The organism is Geodermatophilus sp. SYSU D00697 (genome assembly GCF_054050175.1).
The window spans coordinates 1-19,326 of record NZ_JBJGYV010000026.1 but is presented as its reverse complement, the minus strand read 5'-3'; the positions used below and the strand labels follow the sequence as shown (position 1 = coordinate 19,326).

Annotated in this window: 19 protein-coding genes; 13 read left to right on the top strand and 6 right to left on the bottom strand. The window is 75.2% G+C overall.

The window, feature by feature from the left end:
- The first annotated feature begins 115 nt into the window (after positions 1-115).
- The 5 genes from ACI79C_RS19280 (at position 116) to ACI79C_RS19260 (ending at position 4,992) form a co-directional block, all read left to right on the top strand.
- Positions 116-1,513, top strand: a complete 1,398-nt coding sequence (locus ACI79C_RS19280; protein ID WP_456947299.1) for an FAD-binding oxidoreductase — start codon at positions 116-118, stop codon at positions 1,511-1,513.
- 4 nt (positions 1,514-1,517) lie between these two features.
- Positions 1,518-2,870: an FAD-dependent oxidoreductase gene (locus tag ACI79C_RS19275; protein WP_456947298.1), complete on the top strand. Its 1,353-nt coding sequence runs from the start codon at positions 1,518-1,520 to the stop codon at positions 2,868-2,870.
- Positions 2,867-3,460: a pentapeptide repeat-containing protein gene (locus ACI79C_RS19270; RefSeq protein ID WP_456947297.1), complete on the top strand. Its 594-nt coding sequence runs from the start codon at positions 2,867-2,869 to the stop codon at positions 3,458-3,460. Before ACI79C_RS19275 ends, ACI79C_RS19270 begins: the two co-directional genes overlap by 4 nt.
- A gap of 78 nt (positions 3,461-3,538) precedes the next feature.
- Positions 3,539-4,573, top strand: a complete 1,035-nt coding sequence (gene fbaA, locus ACI79C_RS19265) for a class II fructose-bisphosphate aldolase (RefSeq protein WP_456947296.1) — start codon at positions 3,539-3,541, stop codon at positions 4,571-4,573.
- Positions 4,570-4,992 carry a DUF3151 domain-containing protein gene (locus ACI79C_RS19260; RefSeq protein ID WP_456947295.1) on the top strand — a complete coding sequence of 141 codons (423 nt, stop codon included), beginning with the start codon at positions 4,570-4,572 and terminating at the stop codon, positions 4,990-4,992. The genes fbaA and ACI79C_RS19260 overlap by 4 nt, the downstream gene beginning before the upstream one ends.
- A 54-nt stretch (positions 4,993-5,046) precedes the next feature.
- Here ACI79C_RS19260 and ACI79C_RS19255 read toward each other — a convergent pair whose 3' ends face one another.
- Positions 5,047-5,835 carry a TSUP family transporter gene (locus ACI79C_RS19255; RefSeq protein ID WP_456947294.1) on the bottom strand — a complete coding sequence of 263 codons (789 nt, stop codon included), beginning with the start codon at positions 5,833-5,835 and terminating at the stop codon, positions 5,047-5,049.
- A 133-nt stretch (positions 5,836-5,968) separates the two neighbouring features.
- Here ACI79C_RS19255 and ACI79C_RS19250 point away from each other — a divergent pair, with 133 nt between their 5' ends.
- Together ACI79C_RS19250 and ACI79C_RS19245 are read left to right on the top strand one after the other, a co-directional pair.
- On the top strand, positions 5,969-6,571 hold the full coding sequence (locus ACI79C_RS19250; protein ID WP_456947293.1) for a hypothetical protein: 603 nt from the start codon (positions 5,969-5,971) through the stop codon (positions 6,569-6,571).
- Between the two features lie 397 nt (positions 6,572-6,968).
- Entirely contained in the window at positions 6,969-7,112 is a 144-nt protein-coding gene (locus tag ACI79C_RS19245; RefSeq protein WP_456947292.1) for a GPGG-motif small membrane protein, read from the top strand.
- Positions 7,113-7,192: 80 nt separating this feature from the next.
- On the opposite strand, the gene ACI79C_RS19240 is transcribed toward ACI79C_RS19245, so the two are convergent.
- The 3 genes from ACI79C_RS19240 to ACI79C_RS19230 all read right to left on the bottom strand — a co-directional run bounded on the left by ACI79C_RS19240 (position 7,193) and on the right by ACI79C_RS19230 (position 9,820).
- Entirely contained in the window at positions 7,193-8,005 is an 813-nt protein-coding gene (locus tag ACI79C_RS19240) for an ATP-binding cassette domain-containing protein (protein ID WP_456947291.1), read from the bottom strand.
- On the bottom strand, positions 8,002-9,066 hold the full coding sequence (locus ACI79C_RS19235; protein ID WP_456947290.1) for an ABC transporter permease: 1,065 nt from the start codon (positions 9,064-9,066) through the stop codon (positions 8,002-8,004). Before ACI79C_RS19235 ends, ACI79C_RS19240 begins: the two co-directional genes overlap by 4 nt.
- A gap of 136 nt (positions 9,067-9,202) precedes the next feature.
- Positions 9,203-9,820 carry a hypothetical protein gene (locus ACI79C_RS19230; protein WP_456947289.1) on the bottom strand — a complete coding sequence of 206 codons (618 nt, stop codon included), beginning with the start codon at positions 9,818-9,820 and terminating at the stop codon, positions 9,203-9,205.
- A gap of 69 nt (positions 9,821-9,889) precedes the next feature.
- Between ACI79C_RS19230 and ACI79C_RS19225 the strand changes: the two genes are divergently transcribed.
- Positions 9,890-11,179, top strand: coding sequence for an adenylosuccinate synthase (locus ACI79C_RS19225; protein ID WP_456947288.1), 1,290 nt, complete (start codon positions 9,890-9,892; stop codon positions 11,177-11,179).
- A gap of 154 nt (positions 11,180-11,333) precedes the next feature.
- Here the strand turns inward: ACI79C_RS19225 and ACI79C_RS19220 are convergent, their stop codons facing one another.
- Positions 11,334-12,377: a glycerophosphodiester phosphodiesterase family protein gene (locus ACI79C_RS19220; RefSeq protein WP_456947287.1), complete on the bottom strand. Its 1,044-nt coding sequence runs from the start codon at positions 12,375-12,377 to the stop codon at positions 11,334-11,336.
- A gap of 104 nt (positions 12,378-12,481) precedes the next feature.
- Between ACI79C_RS19220 and rsgA the strand changes: the two genes are divergently transcribed.
- Positions 12,482-13,504 (top strand): ribosome small subunit-dependent GTPase A, encoded by a 1,023-nt coding sequence (rsgA, locus tag ACI79C_RS19215; RefSeq protein ID WP_456947286.1) that lies wholly within the window; start codon positions 12,482-12,484, stop codon positions 13,502-13,504.
- Between the two features lie 27 nt (positions 13,505-13,531).
- Entirely contained in the window at positions 13,532-14,788 is a 1,257-nt protein-coding gene (gene purD / locus ACI79C_RS19210; RefSeq protein WP_456947285.1) for a phosphoribosylamine--glycine ligase, read from the top strand.
- Here purD and ACI79C_RS19205 read toward each other — a convergent pair whose 3' ends face one another.
- Complete coding sequence (locus ACI79C_RS19205) at positions 14,789-16,228, bottom strand: AI-2E family transporter (RefSeq protein WP_456947350.1); 1,440 nt, start codon at positions 16,226-16,228, stop codon at positions 14,789-14,791.
- A gap of 69 nt (positions 16,229-16,297) precedes the next feature.
- On the opposite strand from ACI79C_RS19205, the gene purB reads away from it, so the two are divergent.
- From purB to ACI79C_RS19190, 3 genes are read left to right on the top strand one after another with little or no spacing between them, the layout of a single operon-like run.
- Entirely contained in the window at positions 16,298-17,605 is a 1,308-nt protein-coding gene (gene purB, locus ACI79C_RS19200; protein ID WP_456947284.1) for an adenylosuccinate lyase, read from the top strand.
- Positions 17,602-18,477, top strand: a complete 876-nt coding sequence (locus tag ACI79C_RS19195; protein ID WP_456947283.1) for a phosphoribosylaminoimidazolesuccinocarboxamide synthase — start codon at positions 17,602-17,604, stop codon at positions 18,475-18,477. Before purB ends, ACI79C_RS19195 begins: the two co-directional genes overlap by 4 nt.
- The gene (locus ACI79C_RS19190; protein ID WP_456947282.1) at positions 18,477-19,235 is read left to right on the top strand and encodes an alpha/beta fold hydrolase; all 759 of its coding nucleotides are present in this window, start codon (positions 18,477-18,479) and stop codon (positions 19,233-19,235) included. Before ACI79C_RS19195 ends, ACI79C_RS19190 begins: the two co-directional genes overlap by 1 nt.
- The last annotated feature ends 91 nt before the right edge of the window (positions 19,236-19,326 follow it).

Genomic DNA, 19,326 nt, shown 5'->3' with positions numbered 1-19,326 from the left:
GTGACCAGGTGGCCTGGTCGCAGCGCGTCCTCCCGCACCGCCGACCGTGGGGGAGGACGCCCGATGGCCAGGGAACCTGGCCATCGCAGGGGGACCGGTCACGTACGGTGTGACGATGACCACGGTGATGACGGCGTGGGTGGCCGAGCTGGCCGACGCCCTGGGCAACGACAGCGTCCTGACCGACCCCGACGTCACCGCCTCCTACGCGCGCGACCAGGCCATGCTCGCCGAGGCCGGCACCCCTGCCGCGGTGGTCTTCCCCCGCACGACCGCCGAGGTGGCCGCGGTCATGCGGGTGGCGAGCCGGCACGGGGTGCCCGTCGTCCCCCGCGGCGCGGGATCGGGCCTGGCCGGGGCCAGCAACGCCGTCGACGGCGCGATCACGCTGGTGATGACCCGCATGGACGCCGTCCTGGAGGTGTCCCCGGCCGACCGGCTGGCCGTCGTCCAGCCCGGCGTGGTCAACAAGCAGCTGCGCGACGCCGTGGCCGGCTCCGGGCTGTTCTACCCGCCGGACCCCTCCAGCTACGACTGGTGCACCATCGGCGGCAACCTCTCCACCAACTCCGGTGGGCTGTGCTGCGTCAAGTACGGCGTCACCACCGACTACGTGCTCGGCCTCGAGGTCGTGCTCGCCGACGGGCGGGTGCTGCGCACGGGCCGGCGCACCGTGAAGGGCGTCGCGGGCTACGACCTGGCCCGGCTGTTCGTCGGCTCGGAGGGCACCCTCGGCGTCATCACCGAGGCCACCCTGGCGCTGCGCCCGGCCCCGCAGCGACCGGTCACCCTGGCCGCCACCTTCGCCACCACGGCGCAGACCGGCCAGGTCGTCGAGCGGGTGGTCACCAGCGGCCTGGTGCCCAGCCTGCTGGAGGTCATGGACAACACCTGCATCTGCGCCGTCGACGACCTGCTGCGCGCCGACCTCGACCGCAGCGCGCACGCGCTGCTGGTGGCGCAGTCCGACACGGGCGGGGAGGCCGCCGCCCGGGAGATCGAGACCCTCGCCCAGCTGTGCCGGGACGCCGGGGCCGACTTCGTGCACACCACAGACGACCCCGCCGAGGGCGACCTGCTGCTGGCCGCCCGCCGCATGGCCCTGCCTGCGCTGGAGCGGCTGGGCACCACGCTCATCGACGACGTCGCCGTGCCTCGGTCGCGGATCGCCGCCTTCATCGACGGCTGCGACACCATCGCGGGCGAGCGGGGGCTCACCGTCGGCGTCGTCGGGCACGCCGGTGACGGCAACATGCACCCCACCATCTGCTTCGACCCGGCCGACGCCGACGAGCGCGACCGGGCGTTCGCCGCGTTCGACGACATCCTCGAGCTCGGCCTCTCGCTCGGCGGCACGATCACCGGCGAGCACGGCGTCGGCTCGCTGAAGGTCGACTGGCTGGAGCGGGAGGTCGGTCCGGTGTCGCTGGAGGTGCACCGGTCGATCAAGGAGGCGCTCGACCCGGACGGGTTGCTCAACCCGGGCAAGGTGCTGCGCCGCCTGCCAGCCTGAGGCCATGAGCGCAGAACGGCTGCTCGTCGTCGGAGGGGACGCCGCGGGGATGTCCGCGGCCGCGCAGGCCCGACGGCTGCGCGGTGCCGCCGACCTCGCCGTCACCGTCCTGGAGCAGGGACCCGACGTCTCCTTCTCCGCGTGCGGCATCCCCTACTGGGTCGGCGACGTGGTGCCCGACCGGGACCGGCTGATCGCCCGCACGCCGCACGAGTTCGCCGCGCAGGACATCGACGTCCGCACCGGCACGCGGGCCGAGGCGGTCGACCTCGACGCCGGCACCGTGCGGACCAGCACCGGCGAGGTCCTCGGCTACGACTCCCTGGTCGTGGCCACCGGCGGCCGGCCGCTGCGGCCACCGGTCCCGGGCCTGGACGCCGCCGGCGTGCACGGCGTCCACCGGCTGGCCGACGGCGCCGACATCCGGGCCGCGCTCGCGGCCGGGGCCCGCCGGGCGGTCGTGCTCGGCGGTGGCTACATCGGCCTGGAGATGGCCGACGTGCTGCACGGCCGCGGGCTGTCGGTGACCGTCGTGCTCGCCGACCCGCTGCCGATGGGCCTGCTGGACGCCGACATGGGCGAGCGGGTCTGCAAGGCGATGGGCGACATGGGCATCGACGTGCAGACCGAGCAGCCGGTGCGGGAGATCGAGACGGATGCCGGCGGGGTCGCCCGGGCGGTGCGCACCGACGCCGGCAGCTACCCCTGCGACCTCGTCGTCCTGGGCCTGGGCATGGGCCCGGAGGTGGCGCTGGCCCGGGACGCCGGCCTGCGGCTGGGCCCGACGGGTGCGATCGACGTCGACCGCACGCAGCGCAGCCGCTCGCATCCGCAGGTGTTCGCCGCCGGGGACTGCGTGCAGACGTTCTCGCGGCTCACCGGCGACCCGGTGCACGTCGCGCTCGGCACGCACGCCAACAAGCAGGGCCGGGTCGCGGGCTCGGTGATCGGCGGGCGGCCGGCCCGGTTCGAGGGCGTCCTGGGCACCGCGCTCACCGCGATCGGGGGCCTGGAGATCGGCCGCACCGGCCTGTGCACCACCCAGGCCGAGCGGGCCGGCTACGACGTCCGGACCGAGACGATCGAGAGCACCACCCGCGCCGGCTACTTCCCCGGCGCCGAGCCGATCGCCGTGAAGCTGGTCAGCGACCGCGACTCGGGGCGGCTCCTCGGCGCGCAGGTCGTGGGCGGGGCGGGCAGCGGCAAGCGGATCGACGTCCTGGCCACGGCGATCTGGGCCGGCCTGACCGCCGAGGAGTTCGCCGGCTCGGACCTCTCCTACGCCCCGCCGTTCTCCCCGGTCCACGACCCGGTCCTGGTGGCCGCCCGGGTGGCCAGCCGGGCGGAGCGGGGATGACGACCGGTGGGGAGGTGCGGGGTGCCGACTGGTACGGCGAGGACCTCTCCGGGCAGGAGCACACCGGCCTCCTCCTCAGCGGCGTCGACCTGTCCGAGACCACCGGTGAGGGAGCGGCCTTCACCGACTGCGTGTTCCGCGACTGCCGGTTCAACCTGGCCCGCTACACCGGCATGGCGTTCCTGAACTGCACCTTCACCGGCTGCTCGTTCTTCGACGCCACCCTGACCGACTGCAAGCTGGTCGGCTCGCGGTTCGAGCGGTGCACCTTCGACCTGCTCACCGCGACCGGCGGCGACTGGTCGTTCGTCGCCCTGCCGGAGGCCGACCTCCGCCGCGCCGGCCTGGACGGCGTCCGGATGCGGGAGGCCGACCTGACCGGCGTCTGCGCCGCCGGCGCGACGCTGACGCAGCTGGACCTCTCCGCCGCCGACCTCGACGGCGCCGACCTCTCCGGCGCGGACCTGCGCGGCAGCGACCTGTCCGCGCTCGAGCCCCGGCGGGTCGAGCTGACCGGCGCGCGGGTCGACGTCGTCGGTGCGGTCACGCTGGTGACCGCGCTGGGCCTGCGCGTGGAGCCGCCCGAGTAGCGGGTGTCGCCGCGCGGAGCGGCGGCGGGATACTGGCCGCCGAGCAAGCGCCGTCCCCGACGCAGAGGAGTGCCTCGCATGCCCATCGCGACCCCAGAGGTCTACGCCGACATGATCAACCGGGCCAAGGAGGGCGGTTTCGCCTACCCGGCGATCAACTGCACCTCCTCGGAGACGGTCAACGCGGCCCTGCGCGGCTTCGCCGACGCCGGCAGCGACGGCATCATCCAGTTCTCCACCGGCGGCGCGGAGTTCGCCTCGGGCACCCGGGTGAAGGAGATGGTGACCGGCGCGGTCGCCCTGGCCGAGTTCGCGCACGTCGTCGCCGAGAAGTACCCGGTCAACGTCGCGCTGCACACCGACCACTGCCCCAAGGAGAAGCTCGACTCCTACGTACGCCCGCTGATCGCCCTCTCCCAGGACCGGGTGGACGCCGGGCAGGCGCCGCTGTTCCAGTCGCACATGTGGGACGGCTCGGCGATCGACCTGCAGGAGAACCTGGACATCGCCGAGGAGCTGATCGACAAGGCCGCCGCGGCCAAGATCGTGCTCGAGCTGGAGATCGGCGTCGTCGGCGGCGAGGAGGACGGCGTCGCGCACGACATCAACGAGAAGCTCTACACCGCCCCCGGGGACTTCGTCGCCACCGCCAAGGCGCTCGGCCTCGGTGAGCGCGGGGTCTACCTGCTCGCGGCCACCTTCGGCAACGTGCACGGGGTCTACAAGCCCGGCAACGTCAAGCTGCGCCCGGAGGTCCTCAAGCAGGGCCAGGAGGTCGTCAGCCAGGAGTTCGGCCTGGGCGAGGGCGCCAAGCCGTTCAACTTCGTCTTCCACGGCGGCTCGGGCTCGCTGCAGTCGGAGATCCGCGAGGCGCTGTCCTACGGCGTGGTGAAGATGAACGTCGACACCGACACCCAGTACGCCTTCACCCGCCCCGTCGCCGGCCACATGTTCACCAACTACGACGGCGTCCTGAAGGTCGACGGCGAGGTCGGCAACAAGAAGACCTACGACCCGCGCACCTACATGAAGCTCGCCGAGACCAACATGGCCGCGCGCGTCGTCGAGGCGTGCGAGGACCTGCTGTCGGCCGGCCAGTCGCAGAGCGCATGACGCACTCACACGTCAACCTGCTCGGCGAGCCCCCGGCCACGCTGCTGCCGGCCAACCCCGAGGCCGACGCCGAGCTGGCCGAGGGCACCCCGGCCGCCGAGGTGGCGTCGCGCCACCCCACGGTGAGCGCGGCGTGGGCGGCGCTGGCGGAGGAGGCGCTCGACCGCCCGGAGCGGCAGCTCCGCGACACCATCGAGGCCTACGCCTACGCCCGCACCGGTTACCACCGCGGGCTCGACGCGCTGCGCCGCAACGGCTGGAAGGGCCACGGCCCGGTGCCGTGGTCGCACGAGCCCAACCGGGGGTACCTGCGCTGCGTGACGGCGCTGGCGCGGGCCGCGGAGGCCATCGGCGAGACCGCGGAGCAGGAGCGGCTCACCGAGCTGCTGCGCGACAGCGACCCCACCCTGGCTCCCTGACCCCGAGGCCCCGGGGGCGGCGACCACCGTCGCCGCCCCCGAGGGCGAGGGATCTCAGCCCCGCAGCAGCTGCCAGCCCAGGCGGGCGATCAGCACACCGACGACGACCAGGAAGACGACCCGGACGAAGCGGCTGCCCGCGCCGACGGCGGTCCGGGCGCCGAGGTAGCCACCGGCCAGGTTGGCCACGCCCATGACCAGGCCCAGCGCCCACAGCACCGACCCGTCGATGGCGAAGACGACCAGCGCGCCGACGTTGGTGGCCAGGTTGACGACCTTGGCGGTCGCGCTCGCCTCGAGGAACGCGAAGCCCAGCAGCCCGACCAGGGCGAAGACGAGGAACGCGCCCGTGCCGGGGCCGGCGATGCCGTCGTAGAAGCCGATCACCGCGCCCACCACTCCGGCGGCCACCGTGTGCCGGTGGCCGCTGAACCGCAGCCGGGTGACGTTCCCGACGGCGGGCCGCACCAGGGTGTAGACGGCCACCACGACGAGGGCGACCAGCACGACCGGCTCCAGCACGCCGTCGGGCACCGCGGCGGCCGACAGCGCGCCCCCGGCGGAGCCGATCGCCGCCACCGCGGCCATGGGCAGCGCCGTCGCCAGCCCCGGGCGCACCCGCCGGTAGTAGGTGGCCGCGCTCGTGGCCGTGCCCATGGCGCTGGAGATCTTGTTGGTGGCCAGTGCCTGGACGGTCTCCATGCCGGGCACCAGCAGCAGCGCGGGCAGCTGGATCAGCCCGCCGCCGCCGACCACCGCGTCGACCCAGCCGGCCGCGAAGGCGGCGAGCACCAGGAGGACGAGGGTGACCGCCCCCAGCGAGCCGAGGGTGGTCGCGGTCATGCGGTCGGGCTCCCTGGTCGCACGGGGTGGATGGCCCGGTCGCGGGCAGCCCCCGCAGCCTCTCACCCGTCGCGGACCGTCCGGCGGCGGGCGGCGGCGCGGAGCCGGAGGGTCGTCGGGTAGGACGGTCCCCGTGACCGGAGAGCACTCGCCGAAGGCCGTCATCGACCGGCTGCGGCCGTTGCTGCTGGCCGTCCACCGGGCGCTGTCCGCCGGCGTCGCGGTGAGCGCGGCCATCCACGCCGAGCGCGGCTGGAACCCCTCGGCCGACCGGCACCTCGACCACCAGCTGGTCCGGCGCGAGGCGATGGAGCGGCTCAAGCCCTGGGGCGCCCGGCCCGAGGACGAGGAGCTCCCCGACCCCCTCCTGGCGCTGCAGCTGGAGTTCGCCGACACCAGCACCGACAACCTCGGCCTGCCCATGAGCGGGCTGATCCTGCGCACGCCGGCCGACGTCGTCCGGGTCTGGCGGTCCGACGACGGCGAGCTGCCCGCGGCCGCCACCGACGGACTGCGCGCCTTCTACCGGCAGGCGCCCAGCCGCCAGCTGCAGCTGCACCTCGACGACCGGCCCGACGAGCCCCGCCCGGCTCCGGGCCACCTGGCGCTGCTGTGGGCCGACGCCGGAGCGGTCCTCACCCGGTTCGACCTGGTCCGGCCCGGTGGACACGTCGGCCGGCGGGTGCAGGTGGACTGGCACGTCGACCTGCTGCAGCGGCTGGTCCACCCGGCCTGACCACCCCGGGCCGGCGCCACTCCAGACCCCGACGGTCTCGCGCTCCCGGACGGCGGCCGGGGCGAGCGCCGGGCGCCCAGGGTCAGCGCGACACCCGCGGCCCCGGCGAGCAGGCCGGCGACGCCGACCCCGAGCGCGGCAGCGTCAGCACCGAGGTGCCCTCGTCCGCGGCGTCGGCGGCGTCCGCTGCAGGGGAGGCCGCGGCGGGGGCGCCGGCGTCCGCCGCCGGGGCGGTCAGGTCCGGTGCCGGCGCCGGGTGCCCGCCCTCAGACCTGGGGGCCCGGCGGGATGTCGGATCCGAGTCACGGTGCGTGATCGCTCGACGTGCGGATTCCCGTTCCGGCGCTACGCTCTGTTCCCGCGTCCCAGTCGGGACGCCCGTTCCCGGAGGTGTTGCATGGCGACTCTTCTCTGGATCCTCGCCGTCGTCCTCGTCGTCGCCGGCATCGTCGCGATAATCCGTCGGCAGCTGCTGTGGGGCATCGTGCTCATCGTGGTCGGCCTGCTCGTCGGGCCGGGCGGGGTGAGCGTCTTCACCTGAGGGCAGGCCCCGTCCTCCGCTCGGCGAGCCCTGGGACGGGGCCACCCGGCCGCTCGGCGCGAGCCTCGGGACGGGGCCGACTAGCGGTCGTCGAGCTCGGGGTGCAGCTGACGCAGCCGCGAGGTGAGCGAGTTCAGCTCGTCGCCCCCGGCCATCAGGCGCGTGAGGACGTCAGCGTCGACGTCCTCACGCGTCAGGTCGCCGGCGACGTGACCGTGCGCCAGCAGCAGGAAGCGATCGCCGATCAGGTGCGCGTACCGCGGGTTGCTGGTCACCGCCACGATGGCCAGCCCCTGCGCGCGGGCCGACAGCACCGCCTGCCCGACCAGGGTGTGCTGGCCGATCGTCATCGGCGCGGTGGGCTCGTCGATCACCAGCACGCGGGCACCGAAGTGCAGCGCCCGCGCGATCGCCAGGCTCTGCCGCTCGCCGGCGCGCAGTGCGGCCGCCGGCAGGTCGGGGTCGATCCCGATGACGCCGACCCGGGTCATCGCCCGCACCGTGGCCTCGCGCGCGGCGGCGAGGTCCAGCCGGCGCAGCGGCCACCTCCCTCGGGTGGGCTCGGCCCCGAGGAAGAAGTTCCGCCACACCGAGAGCAGTGGCGCGACCGCGAGGTCCTGCCAGACGGTCGCGATGCCGGCCGCACGGGCCGCCCGGGGGGAGCGGAAGCGCACCGGCCGGCCGTCGAGGAGCAGCTCGCCCTCGTCGGGCCGGAGGAGCCCGGAGAGCACCGAGACCAGCGTGGACTTCCCCGACCCGTTCTCGCCGAGCACGCAGGTGATCTCCCCCGACCGGAACGCCGCGGTCACCCGGGCCAGCGCCGCGACGCTGCCGTGGTGCACGCTGAGCGCGCGCAGCTGCAGCACCGCGGGGGACGGCACGTCCTCGGTCACGACCGCGGCACCGCCCGCAGCCGCTCCCGGACGACGCTGTTGGCCAGCAGCGCCACGAGCAGCAGGACGCCGAGGAACGCCTCGAACCAGCGCGGGTCCCAGCCGGCCAGGGCGACCCCCTGCTCGGCGACGGCGTAGACCAGCGCCCCGATGGCCGCGCCCACCGCCGAGCCGTAGCCGCCGGTCAGCAGGCAGCCCCCGATCACCGCGACCACCACGAAGTCGACCGCCGACCCCAGCCCCGTGGTGGCCTGGACGCCGCCCAGCCGCACCAGGCCGAAGGTGCCGATGAGCCAGCCGGCCGCCGCGGTGCAGCAGTAGAGGACGATCGTCGTCCGCCGGTCGGGGACACCGAGTTCCCGCGCCGCCCGCCGGGCACCTCCGACGGCGAAGACCGCGTTGCCGAATCGGGTCCGCCAGAGCACCCACGCCGCCCACGCGGTCAGCAGCAGCCACCACAGGACCGAGATCCGGAAGCGGCCGTCCCCCAACTGGGCCGTCGACCCGAAGACCGCCGTCACCGACGACCAGCCCGGGGCGGCGCCGACCCCCTCGATGCGCACCGAGCCGGTGAGCGCCCGCGTACCGGCCAGCGCGACCCCCTGCAGCACGAGGAAGGTCGCCAGCGTCACCAGGAAGCTCGGCAGCCGGGTCGCGACCACCAGCCAGCCGTTGACCAGACCGACCAGCAGCGCGGCGACCAGTGAGGCGACCAGCGCCGGCCAGGCGTCCCAGCCGGCCTGGACGACGAGCAGCCCGGTGAGCAGCGCGCCGCCCACGGCCACCATGCCGATGGACAGGTCGAAGTGGCCGGAGACGAGCAGCATCGCCACCGCGACCCCGCCGATGCCCAGCAGCGCCGCGGAGTCCAGCACGCTGGCCAGCCCACCGCTGCTGAGCAGGCCCGGGGCCAGCGGGCCGAAGAACAGCAGCACGACGACCAGGCCGGCGAACGCCGCGAGGCTGGGGCGGGCGAAGACCCGGTCGATGAGCCGCCGTCCGCGGGCAGGGGCCAGCGTGGCCGGTGAGGGGCCGAACGAGGGCAGACCGTGCGCGGTCACGATCGTGGGCGGGACGTCGGCAGCGGGGCCTCCTCCTGGCGGGGTCCCCCCAGTGTCCACGATGGGAGGCCCCGACCCTGCCGATCCCGCGCGCTCCGCTCGGGCAGGACCCGGCCGAGCGGGGCACGGGGTCCTCTCAGGGGCGCAGGCGCCAGCGGACGCGGTCGTCGGCGTACCAGGTCCACCGGCTGACCGGGCGCGGGTAGACGACGCCGTCCCGGGTGACGCGGGCGGGGTCGCAGGCGATCTGCACCGCCCGGCCGGTGGTGCGCCGGGTCGGCCGCAGCGGCAGCGTCATCACCACCACCGCGAGGGTGTCCACGGCTCGCCAGTCGGGCCGGACGTCGATGCGGGTGATCTCGCCGTCGGCGACCTTGACCTCGTCGTTGTGGGCCTGTGCGCCCAGCCGCCGGCCGAGGAACCCGCGCCGGTCGTCGCCGGCCGCCTCCACCCGGCCGTGGTGCAGCAGCACCCCGCCGTGGTCGTCGCGCACCAGGCTCAGCTGCCGCTCGCTCCCCGTGCCCACACCCAGCGACCGGGCCAGCCCGGTGGACGGCGGGTCGTCGGCCGGCTCCCACGACACCGGGACCGCGGCGGTGCGGCCGGCCTTGTGCAGCGTCGCCAGCACCGCCGCCAGCGCGGGCACCGGGCCGCGGACCAGCAGCGCGTCGGCCTCGGCGGCCGGCGTGACCGTCTCGCGCGACGGTGCCTGCCCGGGCTCCAGGCCGCGCAGGTCCAACTCGACGAGCGACATGCGGATACCCTGCCACCTGCCAGCCGGTCATCCGCCGGTGCCGATGACTCGAGGGGATCTGAGCTACCGATGCCGGCTGTCGTGCTGATCGGCGCCCAGTGGGGCGACGAGGGCAAGGGGAAGGCCACCGACCTGCTCGGGGGCCGCGTGCCCTACGTGGTGCGCTACCAGGGGGGCAACAACGCCGGCCACACCGTGATCACCCCCGACGGGGAGCGGTACGCGCTGCACCTGATCCCCTCGGGGATCCTCACCCCCGGGTGCACCCCGGTCATCGGCAACGGCGTCGTCGTCGACCCCGAGGTGCTCATCGGGGAGCTCGCGGGCCTCGACGAGCGCGGTGTGGACACCTCGCGCCTGGTGATCTCCGCCGACGCGCACCTGATCATGCCGCACCACCGGGCGCTGGACCGGGTCACCGAGCGGTTCCTCGGCAAGCGCAAGATCGGCACGACCGGCCGTGGCATCGGGCCCGCCTACGGTGACAAGGTGGCCCGCACCGGCATCCGGGTGGCCGACCTGCTGGACCTGTCGATCCTGCGGCAGAAGCTCGAGGGCACCCTGGTCGAGAAGAACCAGGTCCTGGTCAAGGTCTACAACCGCAAGGCGATCGACGTGGACGAGGTCGTCGAGGAGTACGCCGGGTACGCCGAGCAGCTCAAGGACCGCATCGCCGACACCCGGCTGCTGCTGGGCCGGGCGCTCGACGCGGGGGAGTGGGTGCTGCTGGAGGGCTCCCAGGGCACGCTGCTCGACGTCGACCACGGCACGTATCCGTTCGTGACGTCGTCCAACCCGACCGCGGGCGGCGCGGCGACCGGCTCGGGCATCGGGCCGACCCGCATCCAGCGGGTGGTCGGCATCCTCAAGGCCTACACGACCCGGGTCGGCTCGGGGCCGTTCCCGACGGAGCTGTTCGACGCCAACGGCGACTACCTGCGCACGCAGGGCGGCGAGGTGGGCGTCACCACCGGCCGCGACCGCCGCTGCGGCTGGTTCGACGCCGTCATCGCGCGCTACGCCAGCCGGGTCAACGGCATCACCGACTACTTCCTCACCAAGCTCGACGTCCTGTCGGGCCTGGAGACGGTGCCGGTCTGCGTCGCCTACGACGTCGACGGCGTCCGGCACGACGAGATGCCGATGACCCAGACCGACTTCCACCACGCCACGCCGGTCTACGAGGAGATGCCGGGCTGGTCCGAGGACATCCGGCACTGCCGGACCTTCGCGGAGCTGCCGGCCAACGCGCAGGCCTACGTGCGCCGGCTGGAGGAGCTCTCGGGCGCGCGGATCAGCGTCATCGGCGTCGGCCCGGGCCGCGACGAGAACGTCGTCATCCACGACCTCATCGACTAGGACACCGCGGTCCCACCGGACCGCACCGCGGCCAGGTGCCGTCCCCGGCCTGCGCCGAGCCGCTGCCCGTGGACCGGTCGGGGAGCCCTCCGGGCTCCTGCGACCGGTCCACCCGCAGGCGGGTGGACCGGTCCCGGCCCGCGCCCCGGGCGCCCTACGGCCGGCGGAGGGGGGCCAGCGCGGCGGACTGCAGTTCGGCGCGGGCCCGGACGGCGACCTCGGGGGCGTCGGTGATCAGCCCGTCGACGCCGAGGGCCAGCAGCAGACGCGCCTCGGTCTGGGCGTCGCCCGGCCCGATCGGGTCGGTGCCCCGGCGCAGGTGGCGGGGCAGGAAGGCGTTCTCCGGCCGCAGCGTCCACGGGACGACCAGCAGCCCGGCGCGGTGGGCCTGGGCCACGAGGTCGGAGACGCCGGTCAGCGCCTGGTCGGCGTCCCGCAGCAGGATGCGGTGCCGGCTCGGCGCGATCCCCTGGGCGTAGGTGCTGACCTCGCGCAGCCCCGCCGGGGTGACCAGCCGGTCGTCGGAGGCGTCGTCGTCCACCAGCTGCAGCATCGTGGGACCCCGGGAACCGAGGTCGGCGCGCAGTCGGCGCAGCGCCGCGGCGTCGAAGGACTGCACCACGACCGTCCCGTCGGGGTCGGCCGCCCCGAGGCGGCGCAGCTCGGCGGCGACCAGGTCGGTCATCGGCAGGCCCTGCGCCTCGAACCAGCTGGGCTTCTTCAGCTCGGCCAGCACGCGGACCTGCCGCTCGGCGGTCGAGCGCCGGCGGGCGATCTCGAGGACCTCGGCCAGGGTGAGCACCCCGAAGCGCCCGTCGTAGGTGGTGTTGAGCGGCCGCAGCGCCGGCATGCGCTCGATGGCGCGCAGGGTGCGCAGCTCGGCGAGGGTGAAGTCCTCGGTGAACCAGCCGATGCGCTCGCGGCCGTCCACCTCGCGGGTGGTCCGCCGCTCGGCGAACTCCGGCCGGTCGGCGACGTCGGTGGAGTGGGAGAGCTCGTTCTCGTGCCGGACGACCAGCGCGCCGTCGCGGCTGACCACGACGTCGGGCTCGATGAGGTCGGCACCCAGGTCGATAGCCAGCTCGTAGCTCGCCGCGGTGTGCTCCGGACGGTAGGTCGGGGCGCCACGGTGCCCCACGACGACGGGACGGCGGAGGCCGGTCGCCGGACGGGTTGCCAGCGACTCGATCGCGTGCATGTCCTCTACAACACCGTAGGCACCTGAACAGAACGCGAACGCCGCCCGGTGGTTCGCTGACAATTCGGACGACAGCGTCCTGACCTGCGCGGGACCATGCCGCCGTGACCGAACTCTCACTCCTGGGCTGGACGCCGGACCGGGGGGCCGAGCTGCCGCCGGACACCGTCCCCGGCCGCGTGGCCCGGGTCGATCGCGGCCGGCTCACCGTCCTCACCGCGGGCGGGGAGGTGCGCGCCGTCCTCGCGGCCACGCTGCACGAGCACGGCGGGGCGACCGTGGGGGACTGGGTGGCCCTGCGCGGGGAGCTCGCCGTGGCGGTGCTGCCCCGGCGGACGGCGTTCACCCGCGTCGTGGCGGGCCGGGCGTCGGCCGAGCAGGTCGTCGCGGCGAACCTGGACACGGTCCTGGTGGTCGACGCCCTGGCCGGGGCGCCGCGGCTGCGGCGGGTCGAGCGGTACCTGGCCGTGGCGTGGGGCAGCGGGGCCACGCCGGTCGTCGTCCTCACCAAGGCCGACCTGTCCGACGACGTCCCCGCCGCGGTGCGCGCCGTGGCCGAGGACGCCCTCGGCGTCGAGGTCCGGGCGGTCAGCGCGGTGACCGGTGCCGGCGTCGAGGCGGTCCGCGCGCTCGTCGGCCCGGGGCGGACGGCGGCGATGGTGGGCCCCTCCGGCGTCGGCAAGTCCAGCCTGGCCAACGCGCTGCTCGGACGCCCGCTGATCGCCACCGGCGCGGTGCGGGAGAGCGACGGGCGGGGCCGGCACACCACCACCGCCCGGGAGCTGCACCTGCTGCCCGGCGGGGGCCTGCTGGTCGACACCCCCGGCATGCGCGAGCTCGGCCTGGTGGACGACGAGGGCATCGACACCGCCTACGCCGACGTCACCGAGCTCGCCGCCGGCTGCCGGTTCCGCGACTGCGGGCACCGCGGCGAGCCCGGCTGCGCGGTCGCGGTCGCCATCGCCGACGGGCGGCTCGACCCCGCCCGGTACACCGCCTGGCGCAAGCTGCAGGCCGAGGCCCGACGGCAGGAGCTGCGGGCCGACGCGCGGGCACGGGCCGCCGAGCACGCCCGCGTCCGGGCCTTCGCCCGCGCGGTGCGCGCCCAGCCCAACCGGCAGCGCTGATCTGGCAGGTGGGTAGGGTCGCCGTCCGTGCGCGTGCTCGTCATCGGCTCCGGAGCCCGGGAGCACGCCCTGTGCGTCGCTCTGCGAAACGACCCGGCGGTGACCGCCCTGGCCTGCGCGCCGGGCAACGCCGGCACGCGGGCGGTCGCCGACGCCCTGCCGGTCGACGTCGCCGACCCGGTCGCGGTCGCCGCGGCCGCCACCGGCTGGGGCGCTGACCTCGTCGTCGTCGGGCCGGAGGTGCCGCTGGTGGCGGGCGCCGCCGACGCCGTCCGCGACGCCGGCATCGCCTGCTTCGGCCCGTCGGCGCAGGCCGCGCAGATCGAGGGCAGCAAGTCCTTCGCCAAGCACGTCATGGCCGCCGCCGGCGTGCCCACCGCCCGCTCCTGGCCGGTGGGCGGCCCCGCCGAGCTGGAGACCGCGCTCGACGAGGCCGGATCTCCGTACGTGGTGAAGGACGACGGGCTGGCCGCCGGCAAGGGTGTCGTCGTCACCACTGACCGGGACGCCGCCCTCGCCCACGGCCGTCGCGTGCTGGACGCCGGTGGGGCCGTGCTGGTCGAGGAGTACCTCGACGGGCCCGAGGTGTCGCTGTTCGCCGTCACCGACGGGACGACGGTCCTGCCGCTGGTGCCCGCGCAGGACTTCAAGCGCCGCGACGACGGCGACGCCGGGCCCAACACCGGCGGGATGGGCGCCTACGCCCCGCTGCCGTGGGCGCCCACCGGTCTGGTCGACGAGGTGCTGGCCACCGTGCTGCAGCCGACGGTCGACGAGATGCGCCGCCGCGGGGAGCCGTTCGCGGGCCTGCTCTACGCGGGCCTGGCGCTGACCTCGCGCGGTGTGCGGGTGGTGGAGTTCAACGCCCGCTTCGGCGACCCGGAGACGCAGGTGGTGCTGCCGCTGCTGGAGACCCCGCTGGGCGGGCTGCTGCACGCCGCGGCCACCGGCGCGCTGGCCGACCACCCTCCGCTGCGCTGGCGTCCCGGCGCCGCGGTCACCGTGGTCGTGGCCGCGGAGGGCTACCCGGAGCGGCCGCGCACCGGCGACCCGATCACCGGGGCCGACGCGGAGGGGGTGCTGCACGCCGGGACCGCTCTCGACGCGGACGGGACGGTCCGGTCCGCCGGCGGGCGGGTGCTGGCGGTGACCGCCGTCGGCGAGGACCTGGCCGCGGCCCGGCAGCGGGCCTACGAGCGGGTGGCCGCCGTCCGGCTGGCCGGCGCGCACTGGCGCACCGACATCGCGCTGGCCGCGGTCGAGGGGCGCGTCACCGTCGGCTGATCACTCGGCGGTGACCGCCCGGCGCGCCCGCTCCGGACGCGGCTCGGGTGGTCGCGGCCCGTCGTGCCGCCGGGACAGGTAGGTGCCGGCGACGTTGGCGCAGGCCACCAGGGGCACGGCGATCAGCGCTCCGAAGATGCCGGCGACGAGCAGGCCGGCGGCGATGGCGAGGACGACGGCCAGCGGGTGCACCCGCACCGCCCGGCCCAGCAGCAGCGGCTGCAGGACGTGCCCCTCCAGCTGCATGACCAGCACCACGATGGCCAGCGCGATCAGCGCGGTGATCGGCCCCTTGGTCACCAGGGCCACGAGCACCGCCACGGAGCCCGCCAGGAACGACCCGATGATCGGGATGAAGGCGCCCAGGAACACCAGCGCGGCCAGCGGGATGACGAAGTCCACGCGCAGCACCGCCAGCCCGATGCCGATGCCGAGCGCGTCGACCAGGGCGACCGCGACCGTGGCGCGCACGTAGGAGATGAGCGTGCGCCACGAGCGGCGGGCGGCCTCGTCGATGTAGGCGCGGGCGCCGGCCGGGGAGAGGCCGACCAGCCACAGCCAGATGGACCGGCCGTCCTTGAGGAAGAAGAACAGCGTGAACAGCGCCAGGACGATGCCGGCGAAGACCTCCCCGACCGTGGCCGCGGTGGTCAGCGCCCCCGAGGTCAGGGTGTCCCGGTTGGACACCAGCGCGTCCTGCGCGGCGGTCAGGGCCTCGTCGATCTGGCGCTCCGACACCGGGAAGCTGTCGACGACGAAGTCGCGGATCTGGGTGAGCCCCTGGCTGACCTGGTCGGCGAGGTCGGGGAAGCCGGCGATGAACTGGTTGACGACCAGCGTGATGATCCCGGCCACCACTCCCAGGCCGACGATGAGCATGGCCAGGGCCGCCAGCGACCGCGGCCACCCGTGCCGGACCAGCGCGGCGGCGCCCGGCTGCAGGAGGGCCGCCAGCAGCAGCGCCACGAAGACCGGGACCACGACGACGGCGACGTAGGCGGCCGCGTACAGCAGCGCCCAGAGGCCGGCCAGGACGACGATCAGCCGCCAGGACCAGGAGGCGGCGACGCGCAGCGCCGTCGGGACGGCGTCGTCGGTGGCGCGCCGGCCGGTGCCGGTGAGACGCCGTGCGTTCGGGCCGGTGCGGTGGGTGCGCGCTCCTCGCGGGGGGCCGCTGACCCCACCGGGGCCGATCGGGCCGTCCAGGTCGGGGGCGCCCGATTCCGGGCTGCCCAGCGGTGGCTCCTCGTCCTCGCCCGGCTCGGGGGCCGGGTCGGCGGGGAGGTCGTCGTGGACCAGGATCGCCCGGTCGTCGTCCCGCTCCGGCCAGCCGTGGGGATCGGCCTCCGCGGCGGCGCGGATGCGTTCGCGCGCCCGGGTGACCAGGGAACTGGCCCGTCGCAGCATCGACACCTCCGGCGGGCAGTAGGGGCGGTACATGATCACGCTAGCCCTACGGGAGACTGTTCCCGTGGTGCGACGAGCTGACCGGGTGCGGGCGGTACCCGCATGATCGAGCGGTACACCCTCCCGGAGATGGGACGGGTCTGGAGCGACCAGCACAAGTACGAGCTGTGGTGCCGGGTCGAGACCCTGGTGCTCGAGGCGCACGCCGCGGCCGGGCGGGTGCCCGCGGACGTGGTGGAGCCGGTGCGCAACGCCCCGCCGCCGACGCCCGAGCGGGTCGCCGAGATCGAGGAGACGACGCAGCACGACGTGATCGCCTTCCTCACCGCGTGGGCCGACAACACCACGCCCCGGTCGGCGGCGGCCTACGTGCACCACGGCATGACGTCGTCGGACCTGCTCGACACCGCGCTCGCCGTTCAGCTGACCGAGGCCACCGACCTGCTGCTGGCCCGTCTCGACCGGCTGGTGGCGGTCCTGCGCGACCACGCGCTCGCCCACCGGCACACCATCAAGGTCGGCCGCACCCACGGGGTGCACGCCGAGCCCGACGTCTGGGGCCACCGGGTCGCCGACATCGCCTTCGCCGCCGCCCGCTCCCGGGACCGGCTGCGGGCCGCCCGCGAGCGGGTCGGGGTGGTGGCGATCTCCGGCGCCGTCGGCACCTACTCCCTGATCGACCCGTCGGTGGAGGTCGCCGTGGCCGACGCCCTCGGGCTGCGGCCGGCCGACGCGTCGACCCAGGTGGTGCTGCGCGACTCGGTCAGCGAGTGGGTCGCCGCCCTGGCGATCATCGCGACGGTCTGCGAGACGGTCGCACTCGAGGTGCGGCACGGGCAGCGCACCGAGGTGCGGGAGCTCTCGGAGGCCTTCGGCTCGGGCCAGAAGGGCTCGAGCGCGATGCCGCACAAGAAGAACCCGATCCGCTCCGAGCGCATCGCCGGGCTGGCCCGCGTGGTGCGCGCCGCCGTCGTCCCGGTGATGGAGGGCATCCCGCTGTGGCACGAGCGGGACATCTCCCACTCCTCCACCGAGCGGGTGTTCCTCCCCGACGCCGCCATCACCACCGACTACCTGCTGCACCTGACCACCGGCCTGGTGGCGAACCTCGTGGTGGACGCCGACCGGATGCGCGCCAACCTGGAGTCCACCGGCGGGCTGATCTACACGTCGTCCGTGCTGCTCGAGGTGGTCGAGGGCGGCCTGTCGCGCGAGGACGCCTACGCGCTGGTGCAGTCCGCGGCGATGGAGACGTGGAACACCGGGACGCCGTTCCGGGAGACGCTGCGGGCGCGGGCGGAGGCCGCCGGGGTGACCCTGGACGAGGAGCGGCTCGACGAGATCTGCCGGCCGGAGCGGTACGTGACCAACCTGGACCCGCTGTTCGAGCGCGTGGCTGCCCTGACGTGACCGTCGACCTGCCCCTGGTCGCCCGCGGCAAGGTGCGGGAGATCTACGACGCCTCCACCCCCGCCGCCCCCGACCGGCTGCTGCTGGTCGCCTCCGACCGGATCTCGGCCTACGACCACGTGCTGCCCACGCCGATCCCCGACAAGGGGCGGGTGCTGACGGCGCTGTCGGTCTGGTGGTTCGAGCAGCTGGCCCCGGTGCTGGAGTCCTTCGGCGCCGCGCACCACCTGATCTCCTCCACGGACGTGCCGGCTCCCGTGGCGGGGAGGGCGATGCTGGTGCGCCGGCTGTCGATGCTGCCGGTCGAGTGCGTGGCCCGCGGGTACCTGTCGGGGTCGGGCACCGCCGAGTACCGGCGCACCGGGTCCATCCGGGACGTCGCCCTGCCGGCGGGCCTCGTCGAGGGTTCGCGGCTGCCCGAGCCGGTGTTCACGCCCTCCACCAAGGCCGAGCTCGGGGAGCACGACGAGGCGATCGACTTCGCCGCGGTGGAGGCGGCCGTGGGCGCCGAGCGCGCCGCCGAGCTGCGGGAGCTCACGCTGGCCCTGTACCGGCGCGGCGCGGAGCTGGCGCAGCAGGCCGGGATCGTCCTCGCCGACACCAAGTTCGAGTTCGGCCTGGACCCCGGCGGGCGGCTGACCCTCGGCGACGAGGTGCTCACCCCGGACTCGTCGCGGTTCTGGCCGGCGATCACCTGGTCACCGGGCGCTCCGCAGCCGTCGTTCGACAAGCAGTACGTGCGCGACTGGCTCACGTCCTCCGGCTGGGACCGCGTCTCCCCGCCGCCGGAGCTGCCCGCCGACGTGGTGGCGGCGACCCGCGAGCGCTACGTGACCGCCTACGAGAAGCTCACCGGCACCACCTTCTCCTGATGCGGACGCACTCGGGCATCGCGTACCGCTCCGGCGGTCCCGGGGACGACCTGCTCGTCCTCCTCCACGGTCTCGGCGCCACGGGCGCGGTGTGGGATCGGCTGCTGCCGCTGGTCGAGCGCGACTGGCGGGGCTCGTGGGCGGTGCCGGACCTGCGCGGCCACGGCCGGTCGGTCGCCGAGCCGCCCTACGGGTACGCCGTGCACGCCGCCGACGTGGCGGAGCTGGCCGTGGCCCTCGGTGCCGCGCGGGTGACCGTGCTCGGGCACTCCTTCGGCGGGGTGGTCGGGGCGGTCCTCGCCGGCGGCTGGTACGGCGTCGACGTCGAGCGGGTGGTCGCCGTCGGCGTCAAGATCGACTGGACCGACGACGAGGTCGCCCGGGCGCGGTCCCTCGCCGTCCGCCCGCCCACGGTCCTGCCCACCGCGGCCGAGGCCGCCGAGCGGCACCTGCGGCTGGCCGGGCTCTCCGGGCTGGTCGCGCCGGACGACCCGGTCGCGCTGGCCGGCGTGTGGGAGACCGACGGCGGGTACACCCCCGCGCTGGACCCGCGGGCGTTCGGGGCGGTCGGCCCGTCGGTCGAAGATGTGCTGTCCCGGGCGGTCGCGCCGCTGCGGCTGGCGGCGGGGTCGGCCGACCCGATGGTGGGGCTGGCCGCGATGCGGCGGGTGGACCCGGGTGCGGTCCTGGTCGAGGGCGCCGGCCACAACGCCCACTGGGAGGCCCCCGACGCCGTGTGGTCGCTGCTCGCGGACTGAGCCCCGGCGGGCCGCGCCCTGCTGCCACCTCGGTTCGTCGAGTCATGCGAACTCGTGGTGATGCGGGCTCGATGACCACGAGTTCGCATGA

What these genes read in the sequence shown, in the direction of transcription:
- ACI79C_RS19280 (WP_456947299.1), top strand. Translation starts at nt 116, where the DNA reads ATGACCACGGTGATGACGGCGTGGGTGGCCGAGCTGGCCGACGCCCTG.
- ACI79C_RS19275 (WP_456947298.1), top strand. Translation starts at nt 1,518, where the DNA reads ATGAGCGCAGAACGGCTGCTCGTCGTCGGAGGGGACGCCGCGGGGATG.
- ACI79C_RS19270 (WP_456947297.1), top strand. Translation starts at nt 2,867, where the DNA reads ATGACGACCGGTGGGGAGGTGCGGGGTGCCGACTGGTACGGCGAGGAC.
- fbaA (WP_456947296.1), top strand. Translation starts at nt 3,539, where the DNA reads ATGCCCATCGCGACCCCAGAGGTCTACGCCGACATGATCAACCGGGCC.
- ACI79C_RS19260 (WP_456947295.1), top strand. Translation starts at nt 4,570, where the DNA reads ATGACGCACTCACACGTCAACCTGCTCGGCGAGCCCCCGGCCACGCTG.
- ACI79C_RS19255 (WP_456947294.1), bottom strand. Translation starts at nt 5,835, where the DNA reads ATGACCGCGACCACCCTCGGCTCGCTGGGGGCGGTCACCCTCGTCCTC.
- ACI79C_RS19245 (WP_456947292.1), top strand. Translation starts at nt 6,969, where the DNA reads ATGGCGACTCTTCTCTGGATCCTCGCCGTCGTCCTCGTCGTCGCCGGC.
- ACI79C_RS19230 (WP_456947289.1), bottom strand. Translation starts at nt 9,820, where the DNA reads ATGTCGCTCGTCGAGTTGGACCTGCGCGGCCTGGAGCCCGGGCAGGCA.
- ACI79C_RS19225 (WP_456947288.1), top strand. Translation starts at nt 9,890, where the DNA reads ATGCCGGCTGTCGTGCTGATCGGCGCCCAGTGGGGCGACGAGGGCAAG.
- ACI79C_RS19220 (WP_456947287.1), bottom strand. Translation starts at nt 12,377, where the DNA reads ATGCACGCGATCGAGTCGCTGGCAACCCGTCCGGCGACCGGCCTCCGC.
- ACI79C_RS19205 (WP_456947350.1), bottom strand. Translation starts at nt 16,228, where the DNA reads ATGTACCGCCCCTACTGCCCGCCGGAGGTGTCGATGCTGCGACGGGCC.
- purB (WP_456947284.1), top strand. Translation starts at nt 16,298, where the DNA reads ATGATCGAGCGGTACACCCTCCCGGAGATGGGACGGGTCTGGAGCGAC.
- ACI79C_RS19190 (WP_456947282.1), top strand. Translation starts at nt 18,477, where the DNA reads ATGCGGACGCACTCGGGCATCGCGTACCGCTCCGGCGGTCCCGGGGAC.